Annotated in this window: 17 protein-coding genes; 4 read left to right on the forward strand and 13 right to left on the reverse strand. The window is 71.8% G+C overall.

Annotated elements, in window-relative coordinates; all coding sequences use genetic code 11:
* Positions 1-41: 41 nt before the first annotated feature.
* From O7598_RS17590 to O7598_RS17610, 5 genes are all read right to left on the reverse strand, one after another.
* Positions 42-1,910, reverse strand: a complete 1,869-nt coding sequence (locus O7598_RS17590; protein ID WP_269692423.1) for a hypothetical protein — start codon at positions 1,908-1,910, stop codon at positions 42-44.
* Positions 1,895-2,704: an ABC transporter ATP-binding protein gene (locus tag O7598_RS17595; RefSeq protein ID WP_442929867.1), complete on the reverse strand. Its 810-nt coding sequence runs from the start codon at positions 2,702-2,704 to the stop codon at positions 1,895-1,897. Before O7598_RS17595 ends, O7598_RS17590 begins: the two co-directional genes overlap by 16 nt.
* 91 nt (positions 2,705-2,795) lie before the next feature.
* On the reverse strand, positions 2,796-4,040 hold the full coding sequence (locus tag O7598_RS17600) for a cytochrome P450 (protein WP_269692425.1): 1,245 nt from the start codon (positions 4,038-4,040) through the stop codon (positions 2,796-2,798).
* A gap of 147 nt (positions 4,041-4,187) precedes the next feature.
* A complete protein-coding gene (locus O7598_RS17605; protein ID WP_269692426.1) occupies positions 4,188-4,820 on the reverse strand; it encodes a GyrI-like domain-containing protein in 633 nt (210 codons plus the stop codon).
* A 149-nt stretch (positions 4,821-4,969) separates the two neighbouring features.
* On the reverse strand, positions 4,970-5,710 hold the full coding sequence (locus tag O7598_RS17610) for an alpha/beta hydrolase (RefSeq protein ID WP_269692427.1): 741 nt from the start codon (positions 5,708-5,710) through the stop codon (positions 4,970-4,972).
* 244 nt (positions 5,711-5,954) lie between these two features.
* Here O7598_RS17610 and O7598_RS17615 point away from each other — a divergent pair, with 244 nt between their 5' ends.
* From O7598_RS17615 to O7598_RS17625, 3 genes are read left to right on the forward strand one after another with little or no spacing between them, the layout of a single operon-like run.
* Positions 5,955-6,350 (forward strand): GntR family transcriptional regulator, encoded by a 396-nt coding sequence (locus tag O7598_RS17615; RefSeq protein WP_269692428.1) that lies wholly within the window; start codon positions 5,955-5,957, stop codon positions 6,348-6,350.
* Positions 6,347-7,246: an ABC transporter ATP-binding protein gene (locus O7598_RS17620; RefSeq protein WP_269692429.1), complete on the forward strand. Its 900-nt coding sequence runs from the start codon at positions 6,347-6,349 to the stop codon at positions 7,244-7,246. Before O7598_RS17615 ends, O7598_RS17620 begins: the two co-directional genes overlap by 4 nt.
* Entirely contained in the window at positions 7,243-8,220 is a 978-nt protein-coding gene (locus O7598_RS17625; protein WP_269692430.1) for an ABC transporter permease subunit, read from the forward strand. The genes O7598_RS17620 and O7598_RS17625 overlap by 4 nt, the downstream gene beginning before the upstream one ends.
* A 59-nt stretch (positions 8,221-8,279) precedes the next feature.
* Here O7598_RS17625 and O7598_RS17630 read toward each other — a convergent pair whose 3' ends face one another.
* The 8 genes from O7598_RS17630 to O7598_RS17665 form a co-directional block, all read right to left on the reverse strand.
* Positions 8,280-9,041 (reverse strand): SDR family oxidoreductase, encoded by a 762-nt coding sequence (locus tag O7598_RS17630; RefSeq protein WP_269692431.1) that lies wholly within the window; start codon positions 9,039-9,041, stop codon positions 8,280-8,282.
* Entirely contained in the window at positions 9,038-10,063 is a 1,026-nt protein-coding gene (locus O7598_RS17635) for a zinc-dependent alcohol dehydrogenase (protein WP_269692432.1), read from the reverse strand. Before O7598_RS17635 ends, O7598_RS17630 begins: the two co-directional genes overlap by 4 nt.
* A complete protein-coding gene (locus tag O7598_RS17640) occupies positions 10,060-10,398 on the reverse strand; it encodes an L-rhamnose mutarotase (protein ID WP_269692433.1) in 339 nt (112 codons plus the stop codon). Before O7598_RS17640 ends, O7598_RS17635 begins: the two co-directional genes overlap by 4 nt.
* A gap of 17 nt (positions 10,399-10,415) precedes the next feature.
* Positions 10,416-11,264, reverse strand: a complete 849-nt coding sequence (locus O7598_RS17645) for an amidohydrolase family protein (RefSeq protein ID WP_269692434.1) — start codon at positions 11,262-11,264, stop codon at positions 10,416-10,418.
* 99 nt (positions 11,265-11,363) lie between these two features.
* On the reverse strand, positions 11,364-12,689 hold the full coding sequence (locus O7598_RS17650; RefSeq protein WP_269692435.1) for an enolase C-terminal domain-like protein: 1,326 nt from the start codon (positions 12,687-12,689) through the stop codon (positions 11,364-11,366).
* A gap of 183 nt (positions 12,690-12,872) precedes the next feature.
* Positions 12,873-13,907, reverse strand: a complete 1,035-nt coding sequence (locus O7598_RS17655; RefSeq protein WP_269692436.1) for an ABC transporter permease — start codon at positions 13,905-13,907, stop codon at positions 12,873-12,875.
* The gene (locus O7598_RS17660; protein ID WP_269692437.1) at positions 13,900-15,444 is read right to left on the reverse strand and encodes a sugar ABC transporter ATP-binding protein; all 1,545 of its coding nucleotides are present in this window, start codon (positions 15,442-15,444) and stop codon (positions 13,900-13,902) included. Before O7598_RS17660 ends, O7598_RS17655 begins: the two co-directional genes overlap by 8 nt.
* Positions 15,441-16,469 carry a sugar ABC transporter substrate-binding protein gene (locus O7598_RS17665; protein ID WP_269692438.1) on the reverse strand — a complete coding sequence of 343 codons (1,029 nt, stop codon included), beginning with the start codon at positions 16,467-16,469 and terminating at the stop codon, positions 15,441-15,443. Before O7598_RS17665 ends, O7598_RS17660 begins: the two co-directional genes overlap by 4 nt.
* 346 nt (positions 16,470-16,815) lie before the next feature.
* Between O7598_RS17665 and O7598_RS17670 the strand changes: the two genes are divergently transcribed.
* Positions 16,816-17,520, forward strand: coding sequence for a FadR/GntR family transcriptional regulator (locus O7598_RS17670; protein ID WP_269692439.1), 705 nt, complete (start codon positions 16,816-16,818; stop codon positions 17,518-17,520).
* The last annotated feature ends 9 nt before the right edge of the window (positions 17,521-17,529 follow it).

The raw sequence follows: 17,529 nt of genomic DNA on the forward strand, positions 1-17,529 counted from the left end.
CGTGGTGATGCCTGCCCCGCCCCCCTCGCGGTGGTCGCCGGTCAGACCGATTCGAGCTCGCGCCCCTGGGCCGCCGACGGGGCAGCGCCGCGTCCGGCCCGGTTGTTGACCTTGGTCATGATGGCCCGGGCGTACAGGGCGACGCCGGCCAGGATGCTGACCACGGCGATCGGCACGCCGTAGAGGGGCCGCACGTACATCGCCAGGAACCAGGACTTGACGTCGATGTCGGACAGGATGAAGACCAGCGGGATGATCCCCTGCGGGATCAGCAGGATCGAACCGAGACCCCAGCTCAGCCCCTCCATCGTGCCGCCCTTCTTGGCCGCCTCGGCGTCGCCGGCCTTGCGGACCACGGTGGGCCGGCCGGTGCGCATGGTGTGCAGCAGGTCCGAGCCGTCCGCGCTGAGCTTGCGGACCGCCGCACCGCCCAGCACCCAGGCGACGACGACGCCCGTCAGCACGCCGACCGGCACCCCGGCCCAGGTCAACCACGGCTGGTCGAACCGGGTGCCGAGATAGACCAGGGCGAGCGCGGGCGCCGGCGGCAGCAGCCCGACCCAGAACAGCACGTTGGACTGGCCGGTCGTGTCGGCGCGTTCCAGCGGGTTGCTCGGCCGCTTGTGGGCGTCCGGGCCGGGGACCATGCCGAACACCGACGAGTAGACGATCAGGCCGGCGCCGCCGCCGAGCAGCGCGGGCACCGCGGCGGCGACCCACGGCCAGGTCCAGGTCATCCCGCTCCACCAGACGAAGCCGATGCTCAGGGCGATCGCCGCCGGCGCGAAGACGATCAGGTACGCCAACTGCCGGCCCCGCACGTCGGCACGCTGGGTGCCGGTCGTCATCGTCTGCCAGAGTGCGGTGCCGTCCTGGCTGTAGAGGTTGCAGGCCGAGGTGATCGCGAAGAGCGCGACCGCCGGGCCGGCCCAGGGCAGCAGGAGCCGGGCGTCGAAGGTCAGCGGCAGCAGCACGGTGCCCAGCGCCCAGACGATCGGCACCACCGCGGTGGTGGTCCGCAGCGGGTCACGCCACCAGGTGCGCAGCTCCTTGCGGACCACCGCGCCGGTGGTGCCGCCGAGCGGGCCGCCGCTGACCGGGGCACGGCCGGCGCTGCCCCGGATGGTGACCCGGGCCCGGCGCGGATTGCCCAGCTCGACCGACCAGACGAGCAGCAGCAGCACGCAGAGCACGGCCAGGCCGGCCGGAGCGGCGAGCGCGAGCGGCCAGTCCCCACGGCCCGCCGCGTCCACCGCCACCACGCCCCAGCTCGACGGGATCGCCCGCAGCGTGACGGTGGTGGTGTGCGAGAACCCGGTCTGCAGGATGTCGGAGTACATCACGGCCACGACGATCATCCAGCCGGACTGGGTGAGCACGAGCATCGCCGCGAACAGCACGCCGGTGATCGCGGCACCCACCCGGGACGCCGCGACGACGCCGAACAACGCGTAGACCACCCGGGACAGCAGCACGACGAAGACCAGTTGCAGGGCCGCGATCGGCACCGCCAGCAGCGCCGGCACGAGACCCTGCCGGGCCCCGTACGTGATCAGGGCGAGGAAGCCCAGCGCGGTGACCGCGGTGGTGATCCCGACGAACGCCGCCCCCAGCAGCCCCACCGCGAGCCGGCGGCGCGGCACCGGCAGCAGCGCGAAGTGGTCGGCGCGCAGCACCGCCGAGCCGCCCCACAGCGGGCCGATCAGCCAGCCGAGCGTCCACATCAGGAAGACGCCGGCCAGCAGGTCGCCCAGCACGTCGGCGTTGGGCAGGTCGACCAGGGAGAGCCAGATGGTGGCGGCCGCGAACAGCAGGCCGAAGACCGCGCCGACGAGCATCCACGCGGCCCGGCCGCCGGTCATCGAGTTCTTGATGATCGACAGCTTCATCCGGATCAGGACGCCAGCCACGACAGCCCCTTCCGGGTGTGCTCGTCGCCGCCGACCAGCCGGACGAACGTCTGCTCCAGGGTGGTGTCGCCGCGCACCTCGCCGAGCGGACCGGCCGCCACGACCTTGCCCCCGGCCATGATGGCCACGGTGTCGCACAACTGCTCGACCAGCGGCATCACGTGGCTGGAGAGCACCACCGAGCCGCCGGCGGAGACGAACCCGATGAGGATCGCCTTGAGGGCCGCCGCGGACACCGGGTCGACCGCCTCGAACGGCTCGTCCAGCACCAGCAGCCGGGGCCCGTGCAGCAGGGCGGTCGCCAGCCCGATCTTCTTGCGCATGCCGGTGGAGTAGTCGACCACCAGGGTGCGCTCGGCGCCGCCGAGCTCCATCACGTCGAGCAGCTCCTGGACCCGGCCGGCCAGCACGCCGGCCTCGATGCCGCGCAACTGCCCGACGTACGTCAGCAGCTCGCGCCCGGTCAGCCGCTCCGGCATGGACAGCCCGTCGGGCAGCACACCCATCAGCGTCTTCGCCTCGACCGGGTCGGACCACACGTCCACCCCGAACACCTGCGAGGCGCCCTCGTCGGGGCGGAGCAGCCCGACCGCCATGGACAGCGACGTCGTCTTGCCCGCACCGTTCGGGCCGACCAGTCCGAAGAAGGAGCCCTGCGGCACCACGAGGTCGACGTGGTCGACCGCCGTGTTCGAGCCGAACTCCTTGTGCAGGCCGGTCAGGCGCAGGGCCGCCGGCCGGCCATCCACATCAGGACTTTCCGCTGCGGCGTACTGAGTGGTCGATGGCTCCATGATTCCCCTCGAAGTCGCTAGGTGGCGGGCCCAGTTTGCCCGACTTGCGCTGCATATGGAAGCGCCTACATACAGAGTGGATCCACTGCGCTCACCCGACGGAGAGGGGGAAGTGCAGCATGCCGTGGATGATGAAGGAGTCGCGGCGCCGGGGCTCGCCCGCCACGCGCAGGTCGGGCAGGCGCGTCGCGATCGCCCGGAACGCCGCCTCGGCCTCGACCCGGGCCAACGGGGCACCGAGGCAGTAGTGGATGCCGGCCGAGAAGGACAGTGTGTCGGCGGCGCTCTTCCGGGTGATGTCGTACCGGTGCGGGTCGTCGAAGACGGCCGGGTCTCGGTTCGCGGCGGCGGCCAGGATCGCCAGCTCGCCGTCGACCGGCAGCACCTCCCCGGCGAGTTCGATCTCCTGGTGGGCGACCCGGCGGTACTGCTGCACCGGCGGGTCGAACCTCAGCGTCTCCTCGACCACGCCCGCCGCCAGGCCCTCCGGGTCGGCGCGGAGCAGGTCCCACTGGTCGGGGTTGGCCAGCAGCGCCCGCACGCCGTTGCCGATCAGGTTGACAGTGGTCTCCGAGCCGGCCAGCGGCAGGAACATGCACAGCGGCTCGAGTTCGTCCATGGTCAGCCGGCCGTCGTCGATCGCGGGCAGCATCTGGCTGATCAGATCGTCACCGGGGTCTTCCTGCCGCAGCTTGATGATGCCCCGGAACATGTCGGTCAGCTCACCGATGGCCAGGTCGACGCCGCGTACCTTGTGGAACGAGACCACGCCGTCGAGCAGGGGCGCGATCCGCCGGCTCAGTCGGGTGAAGCGCGGCCGCAGGTCGTCCGGGATACCGACGAGATCGGCGATCACGGTGACCGGCAGTTTCTGGGCGAACTCGGTCATCAGGTCGAACGTGGCGCCGTCGGCGGGCAGCTCGTCGATGAACCGGGCGCACAGCTCGTCCGCCCGGCCCCGCCACCTGCCGGCCATCCGCGGGTTGAGCGCCGGGATGGTGAGCTTGCGCAGGCGCGCGTGGTTCGGCGGGTCGAGTCCGAGCATCGAGTTGTCGAAGTTCATGAACTCCGGCACCTTCTGCCCGTCGGCCAGCCGTACCCCGAAGCGGCGGTCCCGCAGCACCTTGTTGGCGATCTGGTGATCGGTCGTCACCCACGTGCCGAGCGCGCTGCGCGGCAGCGGCCCGAGCGCCCGGATCTGCTCGTAGACCGGATAGGGATCCTCCGGCCCGCGGAGCAGCCGGGCATAGAGATCCCCCTCGTCGTCGGCCTTCTCCAGGATGTCGTAGTAACCCGCCATCCGGGCGCGCAGCCCGGCGTCCGGAAGTGTCGTCATCACCAACCTCCAGGGGGCGACTCGGTCCGAAAGCCACCATAAGGACCAACGCCCCCCTACCAGGAACCCCAGAAATCGTTCCTCGCGCTCGCCCGCCTGGTCGACGCCCCGGCAGGTTCGGCCGGCCTCCCGCCCTTCGGGCGTCGCTCACAAGTCGGTGACCGGCTGCCGGAGGATGGTGCGTCGCCGCTCGGGCGCGACCCGGCGGAAGTCGCTGAGGTAGATCTCGTGGTGGTCGCCGGTCATCCGGAGGCGGTTGGCCGGGAGGTACTCGTGGTGCAGCCGGGCGAGCACGTCGGCCTCGTCGTCGAAGGAGCCCACGTGCAGCGTCTGCACGCACCGCCCCTCGGACAGCACGCGGAGGCGGACGTCGTCCAGGCGCGCCGGCCGGTCCCTGGCGGCGGCCTGCGCGACAGCGGCGGCGACCATCGACTCGTCGATCCAGTCGGGGACCATGAGCATCAGCGTCCAGTGCCAGCGTGCCTTGTGCCGTGCGGTGGTGAAGGAGGCCATGTCGTCGGCCCACCACAGGCCCTCCAGGGGCGGGACGACGTAGTCGCGCCCGAGGTCACGCTTGCTGGCGAACTTCAGCTTGTACGCCGTCGGGTAGAGCGCCTCGATCGCCTCGGTGAAGGCGGGCGAGGTGTTGGGGTCGCCGTGGCCGTCGACCATGAGGTAACGCATGTCGGGCACGTCGACCGTCCGGAAGTGACCCGCTCTCGCCCGGTAGACGTCGAGCGTCCTCCTGAAGTCGATCTTTCCGGTGGTGTGGTCGGCCACCGCGGCATCCTACGACCGTGACCGTCAGCCGCGGGCGAGGGCGCGCAGCGCAGCCCCGACCGGCCGGCACCGCCGATGGTCGGTACCGCCGCGGTCGGGGCGGTTGTGCGGTCTGCTGACCGCCGGCCTCGGGCCGGTCCGACGCGCAGCTAGCTCAGGTGCCGGGCGAAGAACCGGCCCGCGCCGTCCCCGGCGTACGGCGGGACACCGGTGTGTCCGCCCATGTTGGCCTGCAACGTCTTCTCCTCGGAGCCGAAGGCGTCGAACAGGTCCAGGGACGCCTGGCGGTCGTTACCCTCGTCGTCCCACTGGAGCAGGACGTACAGCGGAATGGTGACCTGACGGGCCTCCTCGAACATGGCGCGAGGCACGAGGCTCCCGGCGAAGAGGCCGGCGGCCACGATGCGCGGCTCGACCACCGCGAGCCGGATGCCGATGGAGATCACTCCCCCGGAGTACCCGACCGGGCCGCCGATCTCGGGCAGCGCCAGGAGAGCGTCCAGGGCGGCCCGCGATTCCGGCACCGCCTTGTCGACGAGCGAAAGGATGAGCGCGTCGACGATCTCGTCGTCGACGGGGTGGCCGGCCGCCATGGCCCGGCGCAGGTCGGCGCGGGCCTGGTCGAGAGCCGGCCACCGGGGCCGGTCGCCGCTGCCGGGAAGCTCGATGGCGGCGGCGGCGAAGCCGTCCGCCGCGGCGTGGCGGGCCCGCGCCACCAGGCGGGGGTACATCGTGCGCAGCCCGAGCGGAGGGTGGCCGAGCAGGATCAGCGGGACCGGCGCCGACGGGGACGCGGACTCGGGCGTCCACAGGATGCCGGGGATCTCGTCGAGGGTGAACTCGCGTTCGAGGACGCCGTCGTCCAGGCGCTGCTCAGTGGTGAATCGCATGGTCGTGCCTTTCGGGAGTGCTCGTGAACGGCGCTCCCGGGCGACTTATCGCCCGACCGTGACCCCGCAGGGGAGCACCCATGTCGAAACGTTCACGGGTACCACCTCCTCGGTCTCTCGCACGGCCTCCGGCAAAGTAACAGCGGCCGCCGCGATCCGCCAGGTGTTTTCCACCGGAGGCACGGTCCTTGACCGGCCACCTGCTGCTTTACTATGTTCCTAGAAAAGCAATTAAGGGGTTACCGTGTTCGTCTTCCGGCTCGACACCCACTCCGGCGTGCCGCCGTACCTGCAACTCGTCCAGCAGGTCCGCCAGGCGGTGCTGCTGGGCTTCCTCCAGCCCGGCGACCGCCTCCCGCTCATCCGCGAGGTGGTCGAGGACCTGGCGATCAATCCGAACACCGTCGCCAAGGCTTACCGGCAGATGGAGCAGGAGAACCTGGTCACCGGCCGGCCCGGCCAGGGCACGTTCGTCGACGAACAGCAGTCGGCCGCGATGTCGGCATCGACGTACACGTCGCTGCGCCGCGGCCTGGCGGCCTGGCTGCGTCGCGCCTACGCGGCCGGCCTCGACGAGCAGGCGGTCGACGCGCTCCTCACCTCCGTCCACCAGCAGACGAGGAACGAGGACGCGGCGTGACAGCGGCCGAGTTCGCGCTGCGCACCGACGGTGTGGGCAAGCGATACCGGAAGGGCTGGGCGCTGCGCGACTGCACCCTGGCCCTGCCGGCGGGCGGCGTGATCGCCCTGGTCGGGCCGAACGGCGCGGGCAAGACCACACTGCTGCGCCTGGCCGTCGGGTTGCTGGCACCGAGCACCGGCACCGTGGAGGTCCTCGGCCGGGACGTCACCGCCAGCACCCCGCAAACCCTGTCCCGGATCGGGTTCCTGGCCCAGGACCACCCGCTGTACAAGCGCTTCACCGTCGCCGAGATGCTCCGCTTCGGCCGGGCCTGCAACGTCCGGTTCGACCAGGGGCTGGCCGAGCGTCGGCTGGCAAAGCTGGGCATTCCGCTCGACCGCAGGGCCGGCACGCTCTCCGGCGGGCAGCAGGCCCAGGTCGCCCTGGCCCTGGCCCTGGCGAAGCGGCCGGATCTGCTCGTCCTCGACGAGCCGGTGGCCAGCCTCGACCCGCTGGCCCGGCACGAGTTCCTGCAGGTTCTCATGGGCGCGGTGGCCGAAGGCGGCGTGACCGTCCTGTTCTCCTCCCACGTGGTGCACGAGCTGGAGCGCGTCTGCGACCACCTGGTCGTGCTCAACCACGGCCGGGTCACGCTCACCGGCGACATCGACACCCTCCTCGCCGAGCACCGGCTGCTCGTCGGCCCGCGCACGGCCACCGACATCGAGCGGTCCGGCGCCGTGGTGGAGGCCGTCCACAGCGACCGGCACACGACCCTGCTGGTACGCGACGGCGCGATCCCGGCCGCGCCCGGATGGCAGGCCCGGTCGGTCGCGCTGGAGGACCTGGTGCTGGCATACCTGCGCCGGTCGTCCGGGCCGAGCGCCACGGTCCGGTCGGGGGTGGCGGCATGACGTGGCTGATCTGGCGCCAGCACCGGACCGAGGTCTGCGTCCTGGGTCTGCTCGTCGGCACGTTCGGCGCCGCCCTGCTCGTGCTCGGGACGCAGGCCCACGACCTGTTTCCCGGCGGCCCCGCCCGGTGTGCGGGAGAGGCCGGCGTCAACGAGGCCTGCGCGGCCTCGTTCCGCCGGCTCGACGAGGAGTACGGGTACGTCGAGAACCTCCTGGCGGCCTTCTATCTGGTCCCCGTCGTCATCGGTGCGTTCCTCGGTGCGCCGCTGCTCGCGCGCGAACTGGAGGACGGCACCTGGCAGCTCGCCTGGACGCAGGCCGTGCCGCGGATGCGCTGGCTGGCGGCGAAGCTCGCGGCACTGGCCGGTGCCACGATCACGCTCACCGGGATGTTCACCGCGGTGCTCACCTGGTTCCGTCAGCCGTTCGACGCGTGGGAAGGGCGCTTCCAGTACGACGCCTTCGACCTGGAGGGCCTCGTTCCGGTGGCGTACGCGCTGTTCGCGTTCGGCGTCGCCACCGCCGCCGGGGCGATCCTGCGCCGCAGCCTGCCCGCGTTCGGCGTCGCGTTCGGGGCGTTCCTCGCCGCCCGGATGTCGGTGGCGCTGTTGGCCCGTCCCGCGTACGCCACGCCGCTCACCACCATGGACCCGATCCCCGTCGGCGGCTCGAACGACAGTGCGGGGCACCGCCCCCTGCACGACGTCGCCGACTGGACGATCGAACACGGCTACGCAGACGCCGCCGGGCGCAGGCTGAGCTGGACCGACTACCACGAGTTGGAAGCCGCCGCCGACGGGGCCGGCACCAACCTCAACCAGTTCCTGCACGCGCGGGGCATCCAGCGGTTCGCGGTCTATCACCCGGCCGACCGGTTCTGGACGTTCCAGCTCGTCGAGGCGGCCCTGTTCGTCGCCGTCGCGGCGGTCCTGACCGGTGTGGTGGTGTGGCGGGTGCGACGCCGGGTGATCTAGTGCCCTGACCGCGAGCGGAACGGCGTGCCGCCGTCGCACGCGGGCGTTCGCCATCCGGCTCAGCGGCCCAGCCAACCTCCGTCGACGGCGAGGATGGTGCCGTGGACGTAGGCGGCGGCGTCGGAGGCCAGGAAGACCGTCGCCCCGGCCAGATCCTCGGGTCGCCCCCACCGGCCCGCCGGGATGCGCTCCAGGATCGCCCTGTTGCGGTCCACCTGGTCACGCAGCGCCTGGGTGTTGTCGGTGGCGATGTAGCCGGGGGCGACGGCGTTGACGTTGACGCCCCGGCCCGCCCACTCGTTGGCCAGCGCCCTCGTCACCCCGGCGATCGCCGATTTCGCCGCCGCGTACCCGACCACGTTGACCCCGCCCTGGAAGCTCAACATGGAGGCGGTGAAGATGATCTTCCCGCTTCCCCGGTCGACCATCTGCCGACCGATCTCCCGGGCGAGCACGAACGGCGCGGTCAGATCGACCTGCACCACCTCGTCCCAGTCCTCGTCCGGATGCTCGGCGGCCGGCGCCCGCCGGATCGTGCCGGCGTTGTTGACCAGGATGTCCACCGGGCGAGGGCCGCCGGCCAGCGCCGCGGCCAGCGCGCCCACCGCCGCGCGGTCGGCCAGGTCCACGCGGTACGCCGTGAAGTTCCGGCCCAGCGCCTCGACCCGCCGCGCCACCTCACTGCCCTCGCTCTCCAGGGCCGCGCTGACGCCGACGATGTCGGCGCCGGCACCCGCGAGGGCCTCGGCCATGGCCAACCCGATACCGCGCCGGCATCCGGTCACCACGGCCAGCCGGCCGGTCAGGTCGAACATGATCATCGGCCTCCGTCACAGTCGATCAAGATCTTGACCACTCCGCCGCGTTCCAACGCGTCGAACGCCCTCGCCACGTCGCTCAGCGGCACCACCGCGGAGATGAGGTCCGCTGCGGGCGCCTCCCCGGCGGCCAGCAGGCGGACCGCCTCGGTGAAGTCGTCGCGCCGGTAGACCCGGGCGCCGACGATCTCCAGCTCGCGCCAGAAGACCCGGTGCAGGTCCACCTCGCGGGGCACCGGGTGGATGCCGACCACGACGAGGCGTCCGCGCACCGCGAGCAGTCCGGTGGCGGTACGCACCCCGCCCGCCGACCCGGACACCTCGAACACCACTGCCGCTCCGGCCCCGCCGGTCCAGCCGTCGACGAAGTCCGCCGGATCGGTGGTGGCCGGGTCGACCGCGGTGAAGCCGAGCCTCGCCGCGACGTCACGGCGGTGCGGGTCGAGTTCGACCAGGACGACGGCCGCGCCGACGCTGCGCGCGACGCAGGCGATCAGCAGGCCGACCGGACCCGCGCCGATCACCACCGCGTGCTCGCCGGCCGCCAGCCGGGAGCGCCGTACGTCGTGCACCGCCACCGCGGTCGGTTCGATCAACGCCCCGTGCCGCAGGGACAGCCCTTCGGGCAACCCCACGAGGGTCTCGGCGGGCACCGTCCACGAGCTCTGCATCGCGCCCGGGGAGTCGACGCCGATGAAGGTGAGCCGGTGGCAGACGTGCTGGTCACCGGCGCGGCACGCCGGGCACCGGCCGCACCAGGCCAGCGGCATCACGGTGACCGCGTCGCCGACCCGCCAGCCGGTGACGCCGGCGCCCAGCTCGGCGACGCGGCCGGCCATCTCGTGCCCGATCACCGCCGGCACGGTCACCCGATGGTCCATCGCACCGTGCATCACGTGCAGGTCGGTGCCGCAGATCCCGGTGTAGGCGACGGCGATGCGGACCTCCCCCGGCCCGGGTGGCACCGCCGGTCGCTCCTCGACGGTGAAGGTGCGATTGCCGACGTACAGTGCGGCCTGCGTCATGTCGTTCCGCCTTCGTCGAGGTGCCAGACTTCCTGCATCGGCGCCCACCACTGCCCGGATCCCGGTTCGGCCAGGGACTGCTGGCACGGGTCGGTGAGCTGCCACCACTGACGTGTCTGCGGATCGGCCGCGATCCGGGCCTGGTCGGCGGCGTGATCGGTGCCGACGTACTCGTAGTAGCCGAACAGCAGGTCGCCGTGTAGGAAGATCGTGTAGTTGCGGATGTTGGCCTCCCGCAGCGTCTGCTCCACGGCCGGCCAGACCTGGGCGTGCAGCCGCAGGTAGTCCGCCCGCCGCTCCGGGCGCAGCCGGATCACCGTGCCGTAGCGTTGCATCCGTCAGCTCCTTCCGGTCAGACCGCGAGCCGGTACACGCGCGTCGCGGTGCCGGCGAAGATCTCGTCGCGTTCGGCCGCGGACAGCGGCGGGAGCGCCGCACCCAGCGCGTCGCGCACCTTGCCGTAGTCGGCGACCAGCAGGCAGACCGGCCAGTCGGAGCCGAACATCAGCCGCGACGCCCCGAAGGTGTCCACCGCGACGGCCACGAAGGGGCGCAGCGCGGCCACCGTCCAGCCCGGCCCGGCTTCGGTCACCAGACCGGAGAGCTTGGCTGTCACGTTCGGACTGACCGCGAGCGCCGCGAGGTCCGCCGACCAGCCGGCCAGCCCGGCCACGCCGGCCCGGATGCGCGGCTTGCCCAGATGGTCCAGGACGAACGGCAGCTGTGGCAGGTCTCGCGCCGCCCGGGCCGCGGCGGGAAGCTGGTCGGCCCGGACCACCAGGTCGAAGACGAGTCCGGTGTCGGCCACCGCGGCCAGGCCCCGGCGAACCTCCGGACGGTCCAGGTAGTCGGGGTCGGGCTCGCCCTGGACCTGCGAGCGGATGCCCACCAGCAGCTCGCCGCCACGCATCCGCCGGTAACCGGCCAGCGTGTCCGGCAGGTCGGGGTCGGTGACGTCGGCCCAGGCCACGACTCCGGCGATCGGCTCGGTGTCGGCCGCGTACCCGAGGAATTCCGGCACCTCGTCGCGGTGGCAGCGACCGCCCTCCACCAGCACCGTGTGGCGTACACCGGCGGCGGTGACCTCGGCACGGAGGTCCTGCGGGGTGAACGGCCGGCGGATGCCGGCCAGCTCGGGGTCGTCGAGCCAGGTGTAGCCCCGCTCGGGTCGCCAGAGGTGGTGGTGCGCGTCGACGATCACGACGTCTCCCTGCTCGTCCGGGCGCTCGGTGGAACTGGTCGGTGCGGGGTCGCGGCGCGGGTCGGCGATTCGTCGTCCCGCACGGGTCGGGCCTCCAGGTCAGGCGGTCGCGGCCGCGACGGCGTCGTCCGCCACGGCCCACTCGGGACCGTCGGGGAAGCGGTACGCGTCGAGCGAGTCGGCCAGGAGTTGTCCGCTCATGCCCGGCGCGGTGGGCGCGCGGTAGCGGCCGCGCTCGACGCGTACCGGATCGACGAAGTGCTCGTGCAGGTGGTCGACGTACTCGATGGCCCGGTCCTCCCAGCTGCCGCTGACCGCCACGAAGTCGAACATCGCCAGGTGCTGCACGAGTTCGCACAGGCCCACGCCGCCGGCGTGCGGGCAGACCGGCACCCCGTGCTTGGCGGCCAGCAGCAGGATCGCCAGGTTCTCGTTGACGCCACCCACCCGGCAGGCGTCGATCTGCACGACGTCGACCGCACCGGCCTGCAGGAGCTGCTTGAACATGACGGCGTTGTGGACGTGTTCGCCGGTGGCCACCTTGATCGGGGCCACCGCGCGGCGAACCGCGGCGTGGCCGAGGATGTCGTCCGGCGAGGTCGGCTCCTCGATCCAGTACGGGTCGAAGCCGCGCAATGCGTTCATCCACCCGATCGCCTCGGGCACCCCCCAGATCTGGTTGGCGTCGACGGCGAGGCGCACCTCGGGCCCGACCGCCTTGCGGGCCAGGGCCATCCGGCGGACGTCGTCGTCCAGGTCGGCGCCGACCTTGAGCTTGATCAGGTCGTAGCCGTCCTCGACCGCCTCCTGGCACAGCCGGGTGAGCTTGTCGTCGTCGTAGCCCAACCAGCCCGGCGTGGTGGTGTAGGCCGGGTAGCCCTCCGCGCGCAGCAGCCGCTCCCGCTCGGCCCGGCCCGGCACGGCGGCGCGCAGCAGCGCCAGGGCCTCCTCCTCGGTGAGGGCGTCGCGCAGGTAGCGGAAGTCCACCTGGGCGACGACCTGCTCGGGGGTCAGGTCGGCCAGCAGTTTCCACAGTGGCTTGCCGGCCCGCCGTGCGGCCAAGTCCCAGACGGCGTTGACGATGCCGCCGGCGGCCATGTGCACGACGCCCTTCTCGGGGCCGAGCCAGCGGATCTGGCTGTCGCCGATCAGGCGACGGGCGAGCGCGCCCGGGTCCGCCACGATCTCGTCGACCGACGCGCCGACGATCAGGTCGGCGAGTGTTCGTACGGCGGCCACCTGGACCTCGGTGCCGCGACCGACGGTGAAGATCAGGCCGTGGCCCTCGGCGCCACCGGTGGTCCGCAGCACCACGTAGGCGGCGGAGTAGTCGGGGAAGGGGTTCATCGCGTCGGATCCGTCGCGGTGCCGCGAGGTCGGGAATCGCACGTCGAAGGTCGCTACGGACGAGATCAGCTCAGTCACCGTCTGCTCCCCGGAAGGTCGATCGGTGCCGGACGGCGGCACCCGTGAGGCGTGGGCCGATGCGCAGCCGAGCAACGACGCCCGGGGCGAACATCAGACGTATTTCTACCCTTCTATCGATGGATAGTCCATAGTTCATCGATCGAGGGCGCGTACATCACATGATTGCGCCGCCCGGCGCGTTCACTCCTGCGCCTTGCCACCGGTGATCCGGGACAGCACCAGAGCGACCAGGATGACCGCGCCGTTGAGGAAGTTGGTCCACTGCGCGGGCACCCCGGCCAGCGTCAGCACGTTGACGATCATGAACAGCAGCAGCACCCCGGTGAAGGCGCCGACCATGCTGCCCTTGCCACCGTTGAGACTCACGCCGCCGATGACCGCCGCGGCGAACACCTGGAAGATCGCCCCGTCGCCCTGGCCGCTGGGGATGGAGGCGAGCCGCCCGGCCTGGATCAGGCCGGCCAGCGCGGCGAGCACGCTGGCGGTGACGAGCGTGAGCCAGAGGATCCGGTCGGTGCGGATGCCGGCCGCCCGCGCCGCGTCGACGTTGCCGCCGATGGCGTAGAGCGCCCGGCCGCCGGCGGTGAAGCCGAGCACCACGACGGCCACCGCGAACGCCACCAGGCAGAGCCAGATGGAGACCGGCACCCCCAGCCAGGAGGCGCTGCCGAGGTAGGACATCGACGGCGGCAGGCCGAAGAAGGTGCTGCCGCCGGAGATGCCGGTGAGCAGGCCCCGCAGCACGATCAGCATGCCGAGCGTGACGATGAACCCGTTCAGCCCGTACCGGACGATCAGCAGGCCGTTGAACGCGCCGATCAGCGCGCCGACGAGCAGGGTGACCGGGACGCCCCAGGCGCCGTCGAGCAGGTCGACACCGAGCCCGTGGGTGATCGCCGGGTCGACCACCAGCCAGGCCGCGACGCCCGGGGCCAGGCCGAAGGTGGACTCCAGCGACAGGTCCATCTTGCCGGTGACGAGCACCAGCGTCTCGGCGAGCACCAGGATCGCGATGGCGGACATGCTCTGCAGGATGTTGATCAGGTTGTCGCTCTGCAGGAACACCGGGTTGACCAGTTGGCCCACCACGGCGATCACCACGATCGCCGGCACGAGCACCAGGTCCCGCAGCCGGGCCAGCGCGGGCATCCGCCGTCGGGCGGTCGGACGGTCGGTGGGCGCCGGGGCGCCCGTGGAGACAAGCGTGTCAGACATGCTCGGCCTGCACCCCTTCCATGGCGGCCACGAGGTCGGCGTCGCGCCAGCCCCGGGGTATCTCCCGCACGACGCGGCCGGCGAACATGACCAGCACCCGGTCGCACCCCCGCAGGTCGTCGAGTTCGTCGGAGACGATGAGCACGCCGGTGCCCTGGGCGGAGACCCGGTCGACCACCGCGAGCAGGTTCTGTTTCGACCGCACGTCGACCCCGGCGGTGGGAGTGATCAGCACCAGCAGCTGCGGGTCGCTGGCCAGCGCCCGGCCCATCACCACCTTCTGCTGGTTGCCGCCGGACAGGCCGGAGACCGGCTGCCCCGGGCCGGCGGTCTTGATGCCCAGGTCCGCGATGGACCGCTCGGCGAACGCGTCGCGGCGCGCCGGCGCGAGGAAGCCGCGCCGACGCAGCTTCCCCGGCACCGTCATGGTGATGTTCTCGGCGACCGACAGCATCGGCACCAGGCCCTGCCGGTGCCGGTCCTGCGGGACCAGCCCGATGCCGGCGTCGAGCGCGTCGCGCACGCTGCCGGGGCGCAGCACGCGCCCGTCGAGGCGTATCGTGCCGGCCCACCGCCGGCGCAGGCCGACGATCGTCTCGGCCACGTCGACCTTGCCGCTGCCGCCGCCGCCCGCCAACCCGACCACCTCGCCGGCGCGGACGCGGAAGGACGCCTCGGCCCCGGCGCCGGTGACCAGACCCTCGACGGTCAACAGCTCGGCGGTGTCCCCGGCCGGCGCGGGCCGGGCGGTGGCGGGCCCGGCGGCGGCCTCCTCCCCCGTCATCGCGGCCACCAGCTCGGCCGGGGTGACGTCGGCGACCGCCGCGGTGCGGATGTGCCGGGCGTCGCGGAACACGGTGACGGTGTCGCAGATCTCGTAGATCTCCTGGAGGTGGTGGCTGATGAACAGGAACGTCACGCCCTGGTGCTGGAGATCGCGGATGCGGGCGAACAGCCGGGCGATGCCGCCGGCGTCGAGCTGCGCGGTGGGCTCGTCGAGGATGATGAACCGGGCCCCGAACGACAGCGCCCGGGCGATCTCGACGAACTGGCGTTCCTCGACGGTGAGCGTGCCGGCCGGCTGGTCCACGTCCGCCGCCACCGACCACTCCTGGAGCAGCCGCTCGGCCTCCCGGCGCACGGTGCGCCACCGGATGAGCCGGTCCCGGCCCCGCGCGTGGCGGTTGAGGAACAGGTTCTCCGCGACGCTCAGGGTGGGGATGACCGTCGACTTCTGGTAGACACAGGCGACCCGGCGCCGCCAGGCGTCCCGGTCGGCCAGCGGCGGGGCCGGGCGGCCGTCGAACGCGACCTGCCCGCCGTCCGGCTCCTGGAGGCCGGTGAGGATGCTGACCAGGGTGGACTTGCCGGCCCCGTTGCGGCCGACCAGGGCGTGCGTCTCTCCCGGCCGGATCATGATGCCGGCCGAGTCCAGGGCGACCGTGGAGCCGTACCGTTTGGTGATGTCGACCGCCTCGACGACGGGTGGACCGTGACCGCTCCGCCCGTCGTCGGGGGGTGCTGCGGGGTCGGTCACGACGCGTTGCCCCACAGCGTCTTGTCGTCGTACTTCACTGTCGGTTGCCCGGCGATGGTGGCGCCGTCGGCGGTGACCAGCGGCGCGGCGAGCTGGTCCTCGAGGAGCCCGTCACGGACCTGGACGATGGTGCTGTCGTGGTCGGTCGGGCCGGGCGCGAAGGTCTTCCCGTCGATCGCTGCCTTGACGTAGTAGAGGCCGTACTTGGCGAACTGGTCGGCGGGCTGGCTGACCGTGGCGTCGATCAGGCCCTCCTTGATGTCCTTGAGTTCCTCCGGGATGCCGTCGTTGGACACCACGAAGACGTGCCGGGGGTCCGACGGCGGGAACTGCAGGTTGCGCTGCTTGAGCACCTGGAGCGTGCCGGCCAGCGCGAAGGAGGACTGCATGTAGACGCCCTTGATGTCCGGGTCGGAGGCGAGCCGGGTCTGGAACTTCGACGCCGCCAGGTCTCCCTTCCACTCGGTCGCCTCGCCGAAGACGGTGATGCCGGGATAGTTCTGTTTCATGCACTCGTTGAACGACTCGGTGCGGTCCCGGCCGTTGATCGAGTCGAGCCCGCCCTGGAACATGATGACCTTGCCCTTGCCCCCCAGCTTCGTGCCGAGGAACTGGCACGCCTTGGTGCCGTAGGCGCGGTTGTCGGCGCGGACCACCATGAAGACCTTGCCGGCGTCCGGCCGGGTGTCGATGGTGACCACCGGGATCTTCTTGTCGGCCAGCTGTTGCAGCGACGGGGCGATGGCGGCGGTGTCCTGCGGCGCCATCACCACACCCTTGACGTTCTGGCTGATGAACGTCTGGGTGTTGGAGATGAGCGTCGCGATGTCGTTCTGCGAGTTGGTGGTCTTGAGGTCGACGCCCAGTTCCTGCGCCGCGGGCGGGACGTACTTGATGTAGGCGTTCCAGAAGTCGGTGTCCGACCGGGGGTAGTCGACGCCGACGAGCGGCTTGCCGCCACCGGCGGCGCCGGCGCTGTCGTCGGAGGAGCATGCGGTGAGCATGCCCAGGCCCAGCAGTGACACCAATGTCAGGCGTAGCGAATTCGAAATGCTCACCGTTCTCCTGTTCGGGTTCGGCCTGCGCGGGACGGGTGCTGGCTCGTCGGCCGCCGGCGTGCGACGACGGCGGAACCCGCGCCGGAGCGACCGGTGGTGGGAAACGAGAAGATCAAAAACATGCGGCAAAGATCTGATGTCTTTATAGACGAAACCCTTTCCGACTGTCTAGAGCCAGGTTTCGTCCGGGTTACGGGCTCGCACCGATCGCCCTCCGCCCGGACCACTCACACCTGGACGGAGCTGGCCACAGGGGCATGGACGTGCGGAGATATGATGTCTACCGCGGAAGCACCGGGGCGAGGGAGGGCGCATGGCACTGACCGACGAGGCCATCGCAAAGATCAGGCAGATGATCCAGTCCGGGGAGCTGCCCCCGGGCGCGCGGCTGCCTCCGGAACCTCAGCTGGCGGTCCAGATCGGGCTCTCGCGCAGCGGCGTCCGGGAGGCGGTCAAGGCGCTGGAGTCCGCGCGCGTGCTCGACGTCCGCCGCGGCGACGGCACCTACGTCACCAGCCTGGCGCCACGCCTGCTGCTGGAGGGCGTCGGCCTGGCCGTCGAACTGCTGCGCGACGACACCCTGCTGGAGGTCATGGAGGTACGCCGGCTGCTGGAGCCGGCCGCCACCGGCCTGGCCGCCGTCCGTCTCACCGACGCCCACCTCGACGAGCTGGCGCAGATCCTGGAGGACATGCGGACCGCCGCCGAGGACGCCGAGAAGCTGATCCAGTACGACACGGCCTTCCACCGCACGGTCATCGCCGCCACCGGCAACGAGACGCTCACCTCGCTGCTCGACGGGCTGTCCGGCCGGACCGTGCGAGCCCGGGTCTGGCGTGGCCTGATCGAGGGCAACGCGGCACATGTCACGCTCGGCGAACATCAGGCGATCTACCGCGCGCTGCGCTCCCGCGACCAGTTGCTCGCCCAGGCGACCGCGCTGATGCACGTCAACACCTCCGAGTCCTGGCTACGGACGATCCTGGCCGAGGCCGACGACGACAACCGGTCGGACTGACCGGCACCG

Source organism: Micromonospora sp. WMMC241, assembly GCF_027460165.1.
GTDB classification, from domain to species: Bacteria; Actinomycetota; Actinomycetes; order Mycobacteriales; family Micromonosporaceae; genus Micromonospora; species Micromonospora humi.

Bases quoted from the DNA above. Each gene is read 5' to 3' on its own strand.
- O7598_RS17610 (WP_269692427.1), bottom strand. From the start codon at position 5,710: ATGCGATTCACCACTGAGCAGCGCCTGGACGACGGCGTCCTCGAACGC.
- O7598_RS17670 (WP_269692439.1), top strand. From the start codon at position 16,816: ATGGCACTGACCGACGAGGCCATCGCAAAGATCAGGCAGATGATCCAG.
- O7598_RS17655 (WP_269692436.1), bottom strand. From the start codon at position 13,907: ATGTCTGACACGCTTGTCTCCACGGGCGCCCCGGCGCCCACCGACCGT.
- O7598_RS17630 (WP_269692431.1), bottom strand. From the start codon at position 9,041: ATGATCATGTTCGACCTGACCGGCCGGCTGGCCGTGGTGACCGGATGC.
- O7598_RS17625 (WP_269692430.1), top strand. From the start codon at position 7,243: ATGACGTGGCTGATCTGGCGCCAGCACCGGACCGAGGTCTGCGTCCTG.
- O7598_RS17595 (WP_442929867.1), bottom strand. From the start codon at position 2,704: ATGGAGCCATCGACCACTCAGTACGCCGCAGCGGAAAGTCCTGATGTG.
- O7598_RS17635 (WP_269692432.1), bottom strand. From the start codon at position 10,063: ATGACGCAGGCCGCACTGTACGTCGGCAATCGCACCTTCACCGTCGAG.
- O7598_RS17600 (WP_269692425.1), bottom strand. From the start codon at position 4,040: ATGACGACACTTCCGGACGCCGGGCTGCGCGCCCGGATGGCGGGTTAC.
- O7598_RS17640 (WP_269692433.1), bottom strand. From the start codon at position 10,398: ATGCAACGCTACGGCACGGTGATCCGGCTGCGCCCGGAGCGGCGGGCG.